Genomic DNA, 12748 nt, shown 5'->3' on the forward strand with positions numbered 1-12748 from the left:
GTCTCCTTACACGCCGTAGGGAGTTTTCTTCCAGATCGTCGACAGGGTGGCGATGGCGTCCTCGTCGCTGATCTCGATACCCAGACCGGACGGGCCGACGAACACGGTGGTGAAGTTCTCGAACAGCAGCGCGATGGCCGCCGCGGTGTGCTGGGGGTGCAGCTCGGCGCCGTAACCCTGCTCCTGGGCGCGGCGCACCGACGCCGCCACCAGATCGATGCCGAAGCGCCGGAATTCGTTCTGCACCGCCGCGAACCGCTGCTGGGTGGCGGCCAGCTGGGCCACCGCGATCATGATGCCGATGTTCTGCTTGAACATGTTCCAGTAACCGGTGACCACCGCGGTGAAGAACGCGTCGTCGTCGGGGGAGTCCGGCAGGTGGACGCTGAGCCCCGAGGGCGTGACCACCTCGTGCAGGAAGGACTCCGCGAGCGCGGCCAGCAGGTCTTCCTTGTCGGCGAAATACCGGTAGAACACCGCCGGGGATTTCCCGGCCGCCGACGTGATGTCGGCCAGCGTGGTGCCGTGAAAACCCCGCTCGGCGAACAGCTTGCGGGCGGCCTGCTCGATGGCCTGCCTGGTCTGGCGGCCCTTGGCGGTCAGCAGTTCGGCAGGCATCAGGGACCCCGCTGTCAACTTCTCCGCCGGTCCCCGGCGCGCAGCAGGGCACTGGGAAGGTCATGCCCCACAAGTGTTTTCGCGACACCGGCGGCGGCGATGGCGGCCTGCAGGTCGACATCCACGTCGAATCCGCTGTCGGTGAGCAGGTACACCAGGTCCTCGGTGGCGATGTTGCCGGTGGCCCCGGGCGCGAACGGGCAGCCACCCAGCCCGCCGACCGACGCGTCCAGCCGGGTGACCCCGGCGCCGACCGCCGCGTACGCGCTGGCCAGCCCGCAGCCGCGGGTGTTGTGGAAATGACCGCCCAGCGGCATGTCCCCGACCACCGGAAGCAGTTGCGCGATCAGCGAACTCACCCGGCCGGGGGTCGCCGTGCCGATGGTGTCGGCGATCGACAGCCGGTCGGCCCCGCGGTCGCGGGCCGCGGCGGCGATGTCGAGCACCCGCTGCGGGGGAGTGGGGCCTTCGAACGGTGAGTCCCACGCGGTGGCGATGACGACTTCGACGGTGACCGGCGGGCCCGCGCCGTCGTGGGCGATGGCGACGATGTCGGCGATCTGTTCGGTGGCCTCGGCGCTGGTGCGCCCGACGTTGGCCGCGCTGAACGTGTCGTCGGCGGCCACCACGTATTCGATGGTGCGCAACCCGGCGGCCACCGCCCGCCTGGCGCCGTTGGGACTGGCGACCAGGGCGGAGAATTCGATGTCGGGATAGTCGGCCAGGTGGGCGGCCAGGTCGGCGGCGTCGGCCATCGACGGCACCTTGGACGGGGAGACGAACGCGGTGGCCTCGACCTCGCGCACCCCGGTGGCCGCCACCGCGGCCAGCAGTTCGAGCTTGGCGGACAACGGGATCGGCGCCTCGATCTGCAGGCCGTCGCGCAGCGCCACCTCGCGGATGGCCACATGTGTGCTCACAGCACCTCCTGTGCCCGCAGCTCCTCGAGTTCCTCGGCGGTCTTGCCCAGCAGCCCGCGGTACACCTCGTCGTTGTGCTGGCCCGGCCGCGCCGGACCCGCGTTGCGCACCCGGCCCGGCGATTCCGAGAGCACCGGCACGATGCCCGGGCCCAGCACGTTGCGCCGCAGCCGCTCGTCGTAATGCTCGACCAGCATGTCGCGGGCCCGCAGCTGCGGGTCGTTGACGACCTCGGCGACCGTGTTGATCGGTCCGGCGATCACGCCTGCGGCGGAAAGGGTTTCGATGATCTCGTCCGGCTGGCGCTGTGCGGCCCACTCGCCGATGATCCCGTCGAGTTCGTCCTGGTTGCGGCCGCGCGCGACGTGGGTGGCGAACCGTTCGTCGGTGGCCAGCTCGGCGCGGCCCATCGCCTTGCACAGCCGGGCGAACACCGTGTCCTGGTTGGCGGCGATCACCACCCACGAGCCGTCGGCGCTGCGGTAGATGTTGGACGGGGCGATGCCCTCGAGCCGGGTGCCCGACGGACCGCGCACCACCCCGCCGACGTCGTAATCCGGGATCGTGGATTCCTGGACGGCCAAACAGGATTCGGTCAGCGCGACGTCGACCACCTGGCCGCGGCCGGTGACGCTGCGGCGGTACAGCGCGGCCAGCGCGCCCTGGGCGCCGAACATGCCGGCCAGGCTGTCGCCGAGCGACAGCGCCAACCGGGGCGGCGGGCCGCCGGGAAAGCCGTTGAGGTGGCGCAGTCCGCTGGCCGCCTCGGCGACCGAGGCGTACCCGGCCTTGGCGGCGTCGGGTCCGGTCTGCCCGTAGCCGGACACCCGGACCAGGATGATGCCGGGGTTGCGTTCGCACAGCACGTCATAGCCCAGGTTCCACTTCTCCAGCGTGCCCGGACGGAAGTTCTCCACCACGATGTCGGACTTCTCGACGAGCTCGCAGAACAGCTCGCGGCCGCGCGGGTGGCGCAGGTCGAGGGTGATCGCTCGTTTGTTGCGGGCGTGCACCGTCCAGAACACGTGGTGCCCGTCGACCTCGGCCTGGCCCCAGGTGCGCAGCGGGTCCGGCGCCCGGGGGAGCTCCACCTTGATCACGTCGGCGCCCATGTCGCCCAGCAGCCGGCTGGCGAACGGGCCGGCGATCAGGGTGCCCAGCTCGAGCACCCGGATGCCGTCCAGCGGTCCGGCCGCACCCGCAGCGCTCATGCCTTCTCCGCGAAGTCGTGCCGGACCAGCCAGTCGGTGACGATGCCGACCGCCGAGCGCAGCGCGTCGCGCTGATCCGGTCCCGCGTAATAGTGTGTGGCGCCCGGGATTTCGTGCATCTCCTTGTCGTGGTGTCCGATCGCCTGGAACAGCCGCCGGGTGTGGCTGGGGGTGCAGGCGTCATCGGCCAGGTTACCGATCACCAGCGCCGGGATGGCGATGTCGGGCCCGCAGGCCAGCGCGTCGCCGCGGGCGTCGTCGTAGCTCCACTGCGACAGCCAGCCGCGCAGCGTGCAGAACCGCGCCAACCCGACGGGGCTCATGTTCACCACTCGAGGATCCCCCAGGTAGCACGTTCCCGGGGTGCGTTCGTTGGGATCGACGGTCGGGTCCAGCCAGCGCGGGTCGGCCATGGTGCCGTGCACGACGAACCCGAATTCGTCGTCGGGGCGGCCGGCGGCCTTCAACTCGGCCAGCTTGGCTTTGACCCACGCGGTGATGCGGCGGTTGCGCTCGATCTGGGCCTGCCGGTAGCGGTCCAGGAACTCCTGGCTGTAGGGCGGTTGGTTCGGGTTGTCGGGGTCGTACAGGTCCAGCTCGGGATCGCGCTTAGTGGGGTCGGATTCGTCGAGGATGGACGCGTCCAGCCATTCGGTCAGCGTGCCGTGCCTGCTGATGTGCGCGGCGAGCAGCATGATGCCGTCGGCGGGGGTCAGGTCGAGCTTGGTCAGGTCCGGGCCGTCGCCGGACGGGCTGGACGTGATGGTCGGATTCTGCGCCTGCTGCTGGTAGAACACCGACAGCGAGCCGCCGCCGCTCCATCCGGCCAGCACCACCTTGGTGTAGCCGAGTCGCTTCTTGGCGTCTTTGATGCACTCGCCGAGATCCTCGACCACCTTCTCCATCAGCAGGGCCGAGTCGGTGCCGCGGAACCGGCTGTTGCAGTAGATGACGTGGTGGCCGGCGCGGGCCAGCGCATTGATCATCGGCAGGTAGGCGCCGCCGCCGATCGGGTGCATGAACACCAGCACGGTGTCGCTCGGCTTGTTCTTCGGCTTGAGCAGGTAGCTCTCCAGCACGGTGATCTCGGCCAGCCCGCCGTAGACATCCCGGACGCCCGAATTGTTCTGGAAGGCAACCAGATAGGGGATGCGGTCGTATTCGTGTTTCATCAGTGCTGTCCTAGGTCGTGGGCCAGTACCTCCGCCGACGGCGTCAGCCGGCGGCGGGTGTCGACGGCGATCACCTGCCAGTCGACCCGGGCGTACTCGTCGAACTTGCGGCGGGCCCGCTCCCGCGCCTTCTCCGGTGCGCCGTGGTGAACCCCTTGCGGCGCATGGGAAATCAGCCCGGGCGGCATCGGGATGCCGTAGAGCGAGCCGCCGTGGAAGAAGGCGATCTCGTCGTAGTCGACGTTGCGGTGATACCAGGGGGTGCGTTCGGTGCCCGGTACGCCCTCGGCCGGTTTGGGCAGAAAGTTCATCACGTACACGCCGGTGGCCTGCATGAACAGGTGCACCGTCGGCGGTAGGTGGACGCTGTCGGAGGTCACCACGTTGTAGTCGGCGATGTTGAAGGTGAACGCGAAGTTGTCACCGCGCCAGCCCTCGACGTCGAGCGGATTGTGTTGGTAGAGCAGCGTTGTCGGGCCGCCCTCATGCACCAGTCGGACCTCGTACTCGTCGCGGGCGGGATCGTCATCGAGTGCTTGCGGCTCGGGGATGGTGGCCTGCGACGGGTCGAACGGGAAGTGCCGGCCCAGCGGCCCGGGCGGCGGGACGCGGAACTCGTCGGTGGCCTCGATCATCAGCAGCGTGGTCTCGGCATCCGGAAGCTGGCGCCACGTCGTCGCCTTGGGCAGATACACCCAGTCGCCTTGGCGGTAGGGCATGGGCCCGAACTCGGTGTGCAGCAGCCCTGCGCCGCCGTGGACGAAGCACAGCAGGTCGCCGTCGACGTGGCGGACGTAGAACGGCATCGGCTCGCTACGGCGCGACAGCGAGATGCGGCAGTCGGGGTTGGCGAACATCAGCAACGGCCCGCCCGTGGCGTCGCTGGTGTCGCTCGGTTTGAGTTCGGTGGTCAACACGTCGATGGGTCGCAGCGGGCCCTGCACGCGGTAGGCGGTGGGGTCGTGGCGGCGGTACATGTTGGCGGTGCGGCCGGTGAAGCTGCCGCGGCCCAGCTCGTCGTCCTTGAGCCCGTCGAGATCGGCGTGCAGCCGGCCCGGTGTCCGGCCTTTGCGCAGGTGAATAAAGGATTCCATGGTGGCTCCTCCGGTGGGGCCAAGCTCGGCGCACAAAACTGAAAGTGACATTACTTTTTCTTTTGGGCGGGCACAAGGCCGCCCGGGTGCCGCCGGCCGCCGAGCGCCTAACCGCGCACGCGCAGCACGACCTTGCCCTTGGCGGTGCGGTTCTCCAGCGAGGCCACGGCCGCCGCGGCCTCGTCGAGCGGATAGACCACCGGCTCGGGCGGGGCCAGTTCACCGGAGGTGAACAGTCGCTCGAGCCCGGCCCACTGCTCGGCCAGCGCGCCGGGATGGGTGCCCGTCCAGGCGCCCCAGCCGACGCCGACCACGTCGATGTTGTTGAGCAGCAACCGGTTTACCTTGACCGTGGGGATCTCGCCGCCGGTGAAGCCGACCACCAGCAGCCGCCCGCCGGGGGCCAGCGAGCGCAGCGAATCGGTGAACCGGTCGCCGCCGACCGGGTCGACGACGATGTCGACGCCGCGGCCGTGGGTCAGCTCCTTCACGGCGTCCTTGAAGCCGTCGGCCAGCACGACGTCGGTCGCGCCGGCCGCCGTGGCGATGTCGGCCTTGTCCGTCGTGCTGACCACGGCGATGGTGCGGGCGGCGCCCAGCGCCGGCGCCAGTCGCAGCGCCGAGGTGCCGATACCGCCGGCCGCGCCGTGCACCAGCACCGTCTCGCCGCGCTGCAGCCGGCCCCGCACGGTCAGCGCGAAGTACACCGTCAGGTCGTTGAACAGCAGGCCGGCGCCGGCCTCGAAGCTGACGTTGTCGGGCAGCTTGAACACCCGGTCGGGGGCCAGCACCGCGACCTCGGCCATGCCGCCGGACAGCATGGTGAGGCCGACGACCCGGTCGCCGGAACGCACGTGCGCGCCCTCGGGTGCGGACCGCACCACGCCGGCGATCTCGGCGCCGAGCACGAACGGCAACTCCGGCCGGTACTGGTAGAGGCCGCGGGTGAGCAGGGCGTCCGGGAAGGCCACCCCGGCCGCGTGCACGTCGACGACGACGCCGTCGCCGGCCGGTTCGTCGACGTCCGTCACCTCGATCGCGTCCGGACCGTCCAGTCGAGTCACTCGTGCAGCACGCATGGTCGAACAGCGTACTGCCGGCTCAAAAACCGTCGATGACCCGCACCACGGCCCGGCCGGAGAATCGCCGGCGCGCTTGAGTGTCGCCGAACGTGTACTCGCGGCGAGAAAACGGCCGATATCTCGCGGTGGTTGCACGCTCGGCGCGCAACGCCGATAGCCCGCTACTTGAGTTCGGCCGATGACAGGCCCAGCAGGCGGCGGGCCACCACCAGCTGCTGGATCTGCTGGGTGCCCTCGAAGATGTCCAGGATCTTGGAGTCACGCGCCCACTTCTCCAGCAGTGACTGCTCGGAATAGCCTGCGGTGCCCGCCAATTCGACGGTCTTGAGGGTGACGTCGGTGGCCATCCGGCCCGCCTTGGCCTTGCTCATGGACGCTTCTTTGGAGTTGGGGATCTTGTTGTCGGCCTGCCACGCCGCCCGCAGCGACAGCAGATAGGCCGACTCCCAGTCGGCTTCCATCCGCAGGAACTCGGCCGCGGCCGCGCTCTGGACGTGCGCGGGTTTGTCGTAGGAGATCTCCACGCCGGCGTCGGTGAGGATCTTGCGGATCTCCTCCAGCGCGGCGCGGGCCACCCCGACGGCCATGGCGGCAACGATGGGCCGGGTGTTGTCGAAGGTCTCCATCACCCCCGAAAAGCCTTTGCCCTCTTCGATTTCCGGGTTGCCGAGCAGGTTTTCCTTGGGGATGCGGACGTTGTCGAACCGGATGGCCGCGGTGTCGGAACCCTTGATGCCGAGCTTTTTCTCGAGCCGCTCGACGGTGACGCCGGGATGGTCGCGCGGCACGATGAACGACTTGATCGCCGGGCGGCCCTTCGACTTGTCCAGCGTCGCCCACACCACGATGTGGGTGGCCCGCGAGCCGGCGGTGACGAAGATCTTCTCGCCGTTGATCACGTACTCGTCGCCGTCCAGGGTGGCGGTGGTCGACACCGCCGCCGAGTCCGATCCGAAGCCGGGCTCGGTGATGGCCATCGCCGCCCACACCTTGCCCAGCCGCTGCAGCTGCTCGTCGTTGGCGACCGCGGAGATGGCCGCGTTGCCCAACCCCTGGTAGGGCACCGAGAGCATCATCGCGAGGTCGCCCCAGCTGGCTTCCAGCGTCTGCAGCAGCGCGGCCATGTTGGCGCCGTTGTGGTTCTTGTCCCGTTCTTCGTCCTCGCCGCCCAGCGCGTTCGCCCCGGCGAATTCGATTGACTCCGAAGCCCCTTCGAACAGGCTGATCAGCGTGTCCAGCTCGACCGGGTAGGCGTGTTCCTTCAGGTCGTACTTGCGCGCGATCGGGCGCATCAACTCCGCGGCGCCCTGATGCGTCTTCGTGGTCACCGCCTGCATCTTGCGGGGAAGTTCCAGATTGATTGCCATGATTGAACTTTCAGCTCGGTTCTTGCATTAACGACTCAGATGACCACGACGCCCTCGGCGACGCCGATGGCCCGCAGGTCGCGGTACCAGCGTTCGACCGGGTGCTCCTTGGTGTAGCCGTGGCCGCCGAGCAGCTGGACGCCGTCGGAGCCGATCTGCATGCCCTTGTCGGCGCCGAGCCGTTTGGCCAGCGCCGCCTCGCGGGCGAACGGCAGGCCCTGTTCGGCGCGCGCCGCGCCGCGCCAGGTGATCAGCCGCAGCCCGTCCAACTCGATGGCGATGTTGGCGCACATGAAGGCGACCGCCTGCCGACGCGCGATCGGCTCACCGAAGGCCTCGCGTTCCTTCACGTAGGGCACCACATAGTCGAGCACCGCGTGCGACGTCCCGACGGTCAGTGCCGCCCAGCCCAGCCGGGACAGGGCGATCGCCTCGGAATAGTCGTCGTCGGTGGCCTCGTCCTCGCCGAGCCGGGCGCCCAGCGGCACCGTCACCCCGGACAGTTCGACGTGGCCCAGCTCCGCCGCCCGGATTCCCATGCTCGGATCCGCTTTCACGGTAAGGCCTTTCGTCGAGGATTCGACGATGAACAGGGCCGGCTTGCCGTCCAGCTGCGCGCCGACGATGAACAGCTCGGCGTCGGCGGCGGCGGGCACCAGGGACTTCACCCCGTCGAGGCGGTATCCGCTCGGGGTGCGCACCGCGGTGGTCTTCAGCCGGGTGGGGTCGAACAGCGGTTGCGGTTCGGCGATGGCCACGCAGGCCTGTGGCACGTTCTCGCCGGCGAACTCCGGCAGATAGGTGGCCTGCTGCTCGGCGCTGCCCCAGTGGGTCAGCGCGGAGGCGACGCCGCCCGGGGCCAGCAACGGCAGCGCCAGGCCCATGTCGCCGTACGCCAGCGCCTCGGCGACCAGCACGTTGGTCACGCTGGAGCGGTGCGCGGCGATGCCGTCGAAGTCCTCGGGGATGTTGATCGCGGTGATGCCCAGCTCGGCGGCCTTGGCGATCAGGTCGCGCGGGTAGGTCGCCGCCTCGTCGGCGTCGTGGGCGGCTGGCCGCAGCACCTCGGCGGCGAATTCGTCGAGCGTCTCGACGATCATCTTCTGCTCGTCGTCGGGGGTCAGGTCGAAGTAGTCCTTGCCGCTGGACTTGAGCCGGGTCGGCCCGCCGCGCAGGTTCTGTACCCGCTTGAACTGCCGGGACGTGGCGGCGCCGGTGGAGAAGATGGTCTTGGTGCCGTACCGCAAGCCCCGGTTGAGCGGGTCGCGCAGATGGTATTTGTCCAGGAACTCCTGCCCGACCAGCGGGGTGAGCAGCGCGATGGCGATGTCGATGCCCGTGCGTTTGTGCGGTTGCAGCCCGACGCCGGACTGGCGGTCACGCCGTTTGACGCGGGCGGGGGTCTTGGTGGAACCGGAATCGGTCATTTTCAGCAGCCTCAGGTTGATGGGCAGTGCGGATAGAGCCGATCTTACTCCGGAGTAAGATCATGGAGAACACTTGTTAACTAATTCACAGTGCGAGGCGCTCGAGCACCTGTCGCTGTAGCAGTCCGTTGCTGGCCACCGCGCTGCCGCGATGCGGCCCGGGGGTGCCGTCCAACCCGGTCAGCGTCCCGCCGGCCTCGCGCACCAGGATGTCGAGGGCGGCCAGGTCCCACACCGACACCTCCGGTTCGGCGGCGATGTCGACGGCCCCTTCGGCCACCAGGCAATAGGACAGGAAGTCGCCGAAGGCGCGCACCCGCCACACCGCATCCGTCAGCGCCAGGAATCGATCCCGCAGGCCCAGCTGCGCCCACCCGGACAGGCTGGAGAACGAAAGACTGGCCGAATCCAGTTGTGCCACAGAGGAAACCGATAGCCGACGGGCGGCGGCCCCGTTGACCGCGACGAACGCTCCCCGGCCGTGCGCGGCCCACCACCGGCGGGCCAGCGCCGGGGCGCTCACCGCGCCGACGACGGGAACGCCGTCGTGCAGCAACGCGATCAGGGTGGCCCACACCGGCACCCCGCGGACGAAGTTCTTGGTGCCGTCGATCGGGTCGATAATCCATTGCCGCCCCGTGAAGGCGGTGTCTCCGCCGAACTCTTCGCCGACGATGCTGTCGTGCGGGCGCTGCCGCGCCAGCACCGCGCGCAGCTCGGCCTCGGCGGCGCGATCGGCGTCGGTGACCGGGGTCAGGTCCGGTTTGGTGTCGATGCGCAGGTCCAGCGCGCCGAACCGGGCCGAGGTCACCGCATCCGCCCGGTCGGCCAGCAGCAACGCCAGCGCCAGATCGTCGTTGCTCACCCGCGCCGCTCCCTTGGTTCGCCGGGCGGCGCATCGCCGCGGGTGCGATTCATGTGAGCAGTCCTACCATGGCCGGGTGTGGGAATTCGGACTGCTGGTGTTGTTGGTGGCCGTGTTGGCGGTGTTCCTCGTCCAGCGGTTCGTTCCGCGCGGGCCCCGCGGCGAGCTGCTGAGCGGCACCCTGCTGGTGACCGGCGTCAGCCCGCGGCCCGAGGCCACCGGCGAGCAGTACGTCACCATCGCCGGCGTGATCAACGGTCCCACCGTCAACGAACACGCCGTGTATCAGCGGATGGCCGTCGACGTGAATCAATGGCCGACCATCGGTCAGCTGTTCCCGGTGCTGTATTCGTCGGAGAATCCAGACAATTGGAGGTTCGCCCCGCCGGCGCCGCCCGAGCCGTCCCCGCCGCCCCAGCCGGGCGTCTGAGATTCAGCCGGCAGCGGGCGGGCGGGCCATGACCGTGATCCGCACGCCGTAGCGGGGCACCACCAGCGCCGCGCGTCTGAGCGTGGCGCCCGGTATCCCGGGAAGACCGGGCGCGGTCACACCGGGACGCGCGTCGGCCGCGCTCGGCTCGGACCAGCCGGTGACCGGCGCTGCGGCAACGGGATTGCCCGTCGCGGCGGTCCAGCCGGCGGGCACCGACATCGGGCCGATCCGTGCGGCCCGGGCCAGCACCGCGTCGATTCTGCCCAGCCCGGTCGGCGAGGCGCTCAGCGCGGGTGTCCGGGGGAGTGCGGCCGGAACCGTCGCGAGATTGGGCAGAATGCCCAAGTTCTCGTCGGCCTGGATGATTCCGGCCGGGATCCCCTCGGTGGTGAAGATCGACCTGAACGTGGTCTGGGCTCCCAGGATGGTGTCCAGGATCCGGAAATCGAGCGGGATTTCTGAGCCCCCGGCTGTCGGGGGGATCACCTGCGCCCCCGAATCCGTGCCGGTGCTGCCGGTCTCGGCCGCGGCGACGGCGGCCTGCTGGGCCGTCACCCCGCCCGGGTCGGTGGTGCGGCGGGGCGAGGCGAACGGCGAAAACTGCGCTGCCGCAGCAGAACTGGCCGAGTAGGCATACATCGCGGCGGCGTCCTGGGCCCAGTATTCGGCGTACTGCGCTTCGGTGGCCGCGATGGCCGCGGTGTTCTGGCCGAAGAAGTTCGTCGCCACCAGCGCCGCCAGCTGGGTGCGGTTGGCCGCGACGGCGGCGGGGGGCACCGTCATGGCATGCGCCAGTTCGTAGGCCGCCGCGGCGGCGCGGGCCTGCGTCGCGGTCTGCTGTGCCCGTTCGGCGGTCGTGTGCAGCCAGCCCACGTAGGGGGCGGCGCCGGCCGCCATCGCCCGGGACGCGGGCCCGTGCCAGTACAGGCCCGTCAGGCCGCCGAGCACCGATTCGTACACCGCGGCCGTGATGCTCAACTCCGCCGCCAACGAGTCCCAGCTCCCCGCGGCGGCCAACAGCGAACCCGACCCGGGGCCGGCATACATCCGGGCAGAGTTCACCTCTGGCGGAAGGAAGCCGAAATCCATTGCCCTACATCTCTATAAGCGTCGGTGAGCGGTCGATGAGCGTTGATGAGCGGCGCACGAACTGGGTGCGACGACGGGGTCTGCTGGTGGCCGGGTCAGCCGGCGGCCGGCGGGCGCGGCATCACGGTGAGCCGCACGCCGTAGCGGGGCGGGACACCCGCGCCGGCGGATCGCGCGGCGCCACCGCCGGGCATGCCGGGGTAGCCGGGATATCCCGACGCCATCGGCTCCTCGGTGCCCGGCAGCGTGGTGAAGCCGGCCGGTGCCAACGGCGAGACATGCGTGCTGGTGGGAGCGGACCAGGTTGCCGGCACCGACATCGGCCCGATCGTGCCGGCGTGCGACAGGGTTGCGGTGACGTTCCCCAGATCCCCGCCCAGGCCGCCGCCGAGGCCGGCGGTGGCGCCGCGCAGCGCGGGCGCGGCGAGCGCCGGGGCGATATTGGCCGCGGCCGCACCGGGTTTGGCCAGCATGCCCAGGTTGTTCTCGGCCCCGATGATCCCGGACACGAACTGTTCCATGTTGTAGGGGGCGCTGAAGCCCAGCCCGGTGCCCTGGATGACGTCGAGGACCCGGAAGGCGTTGCTGTTGGCCGCGCTGGTCGACGATGCGTCCACGTAGTAGTTGTTGATCGTCGTCCCCGGCGGGTTGTCGGCGAGCGGCGAAAACGACTGTGTCACAGCCTTGTTCGCGGCGGCGTTGGCGTTGGCGGCGGTCACCGCGGCGTTCTGGGCGGTCACCCCGGACTCGTTGGTGGAATTGTTCGCCGAGGCGAACCGCGGCAGCTGCGTTGCCGCCGTCGACGACGCCGAGTAGCCGGCCATGGCGGCGGTGTCCTGGGCCCAGAAGTCGGCGTACTGCGCCTCGGTGTCCGCGATGGCCGCGGTGTTCTGGCCCATGATGTTGGTCGCCACCAGCGACGCCAGCAGAGTGCGGTTGGCGGCGATCACCGGCGGCGGCACCGTCATCGCGTAGGCCTGCTCGTAGGCCGCCGCGGCGGTGCGCGCCTGCATGGCGGTCTGTTTGGTCTGCTCGGCGGTCGCGCGCAGCCAGGTCAGGTAGCGGGCCGCCGCGAAGGCCATCGCGTCGGCGGCCGGTCCGTGCCATTGCAGGCCCAGGCCGGAGAGCACCGATTCGTACCCGTCGGCGGTGGCCGTCAGCTCGGCCGACAGCGCGTCCCAGCTGCCCGCGGCCGCCAGCAGCGAGGCCGCGCCGGCGCCGGTGTACATCCTGGCCGAGTTGATTTCTGGTGGTAGAAAAGCCCAATCCATCGTGTTGTGTCCCCTCACAGTGCGGTGTGTCGGCAAACGCCGGTAGCGCCGGCGCTCGCCGCATCGGCGTTGATCTCGAATAGTGGGCCGCGTCCGTGTCCGCTTTGCCGCCCGGCAAAGCTCACCCCGCGTCGGTGATGGGCAGCCCGGCGCGATGGCGCCACGCGGCTTAACGGGCGTGGCGCTTATCGGGTCGGCG

Annotated in this window: 12 protein-coding genes; 1 reads left to right on the plus strand and 11 read right to left on the minus strand. The window is 69.9% G+C overall.

Annotation, left to right across the window (positions count from 1 at the left end):
- Positions 1-6 precede the first annotated feature (6 nt).
- From MAA44156_RS03310 to hisN, 9 genes are all read right to left on the minus strand, one after another.
- On the minus strand, positions 7-618 hold the full coding sequence (locus MAA44156_RS03310; protein ID WP_009978472.1) for a TetR/AcrR family transcriptional regulator: 612 nt from the start codon (positions 616-618) through the stop codon (positions 7-9).
- Between the two features lie 14 nt (positions 619-632).
- Positions 633-1538, minus strand: a complete 906-nt coding sequence (locus MAA44156_RS03315) for a hydroxymethylglutaryl-CoA lyase (protein WP_023885117.1) — start codon at positions 1536-1538, stop codon at positions 633-635.
- Positions 1535-2749, minus strand: a complete 1215-nt coding sequence (locus tag MAA44156_RS03320; protein ID WP_009978468.1) for a CaiB/BaiF CoA transferase family protein — start codon at positions 2747-2749, stop codon at positions 1535-1537. The genes MAA44156_RS03315 and MAA44156_RS03320 overlap by 4 nt, the downstream gene beginning before the upstream one ends.
- Positions 2746-3921, minus strand: coding sequence for an alpha/beta hydrolase family protein (locus tag MAA44156_RS03325; RefSeq protein ID WP_009978465.1), 1176 nt, complete (start codon positions 3919-3921; stop codon positions 2746-2748). The genes MAA44156_RS03320 and MAA44156_RS03325 overlap by 4 nt, the downstream gene beginning before the upstream one ends.
- The gene (locus MAA44156_RS03330; RefSeq protein ID WP_009978464.1) at positions 3921-5015 is read right to left on the minus strand and encodes a homogentisate 1,2-dioxygenase; all 1095 of its coding nucleotides are present in this window, start codon (positions 5013-5015) and stop codon (positions 3921-3923) included. The genes MAA44156_RS03325 and MAA44156_RS03330 overlap by 1 nt, the downstream gene beginning before the upstream one ends.
- 107 nt (positions 5016-5122) lie before the next feature.
- Positions 5123-6094: an NADPH:quinone oxidoreductase family protein gene (locus tag MAA44156_RS03335; RefSeq protein ID WP_009978463.1), complete on the minus strand. Its 972-nt coding sequence runs from the start codon at positions 6092-6094 to the stop codon at positions 5123-5125.
- Between the two features lie 164 nt (positions 6095-6258).
- Positions 6259-7464: an acyl-CoA dehydrogenase family protein gene (locus MAA44156_RS03340; RefSeq protein ID WP_009978461.1), complete on the minus strand. Its 1206-nt coding sequence runs from the start codon at positions 7462-7464 to the stop codon at positions 6259-6261.
- Positions 7465-7499: 35 nt separating this feature from the next.
- Complete coding sequence (locus tag MAA44156_RS03345; protein WP_003874836.1) at positions 7500-8891, minus strand: acyl-CoA dehydrogenase family protein; 1392 nt, start codon at positions 8889-8891, stop codon at positions 7500-7502.
- An 85-nt stretch (positions 8892-8976) separates the two neighbouring features.
- Positions 8977-9756, minus strand: coding sequence for a histidinol-phosphatase (gene hisN / locus MAA44156_RS03350; RefSeq protein ID WP_009978460.1), 780 nt, complete (start codon positions 9754-9756; stop codon positions 8977-8979).
- 76 nt (positions 9757-9832) lie between these two features.
- On the opposite strand from hisN, the gene MAA44156_RS03355 reads away from it, so the two are divergent.
- Positions 9833-10186 carry a hypothetical protein gene (locus tag MAA44156_RS03355; RefSeq protein WP_009978458.1) on the plus strand — a complete coding sequence of 118 codons (354 nt, stop codon included), beginning with the start codon at positions 9833-9835 and terminating at the stop codon, positions 10184-10186.
- 3 nt (positions 10187-10189) lie between these two features.
- Here the strand turns inward: MAA44156_RS03355 and MAA44156_RS03360 are convergent, their stop codons facing one another.
- The gene (locus tag MAA44156_RS03360) at positions 10190-11278 is read right to left on the minus strand and encodes a PPE family protein (RefSeq protein ID WP_121035556.1); all 1089 of its coding nucleotides are present in this window, start codon (positions 11276-11278) and stop codon (positions 10190-10192) included.
- Positions 11279-11373: 95 nt separating this feature from the next.
- Complete coding sequence (locus MAA44156_RS03365; protein ID WP_023883997.1) at positions 11374-12549, minus strand: PPE family protein; 1176 nt, start codon at positions 12547-12549, stop codon at positions 11374-11376.
- Positions 12550-12748 lie beyond the last annotated feature (199 nt).

Origin of the sequence: Mycobacterium avium subsp. avium, assembly GCF_009741445.1 — a bacterium.
Taxonomy (GTDB): domain Bacteria; phylum Actinomycetota; class Actinomycetes; order Mycobacteriales; family Mycobacteriaceae; genus Mycobacterium; species Mycobacterium avium.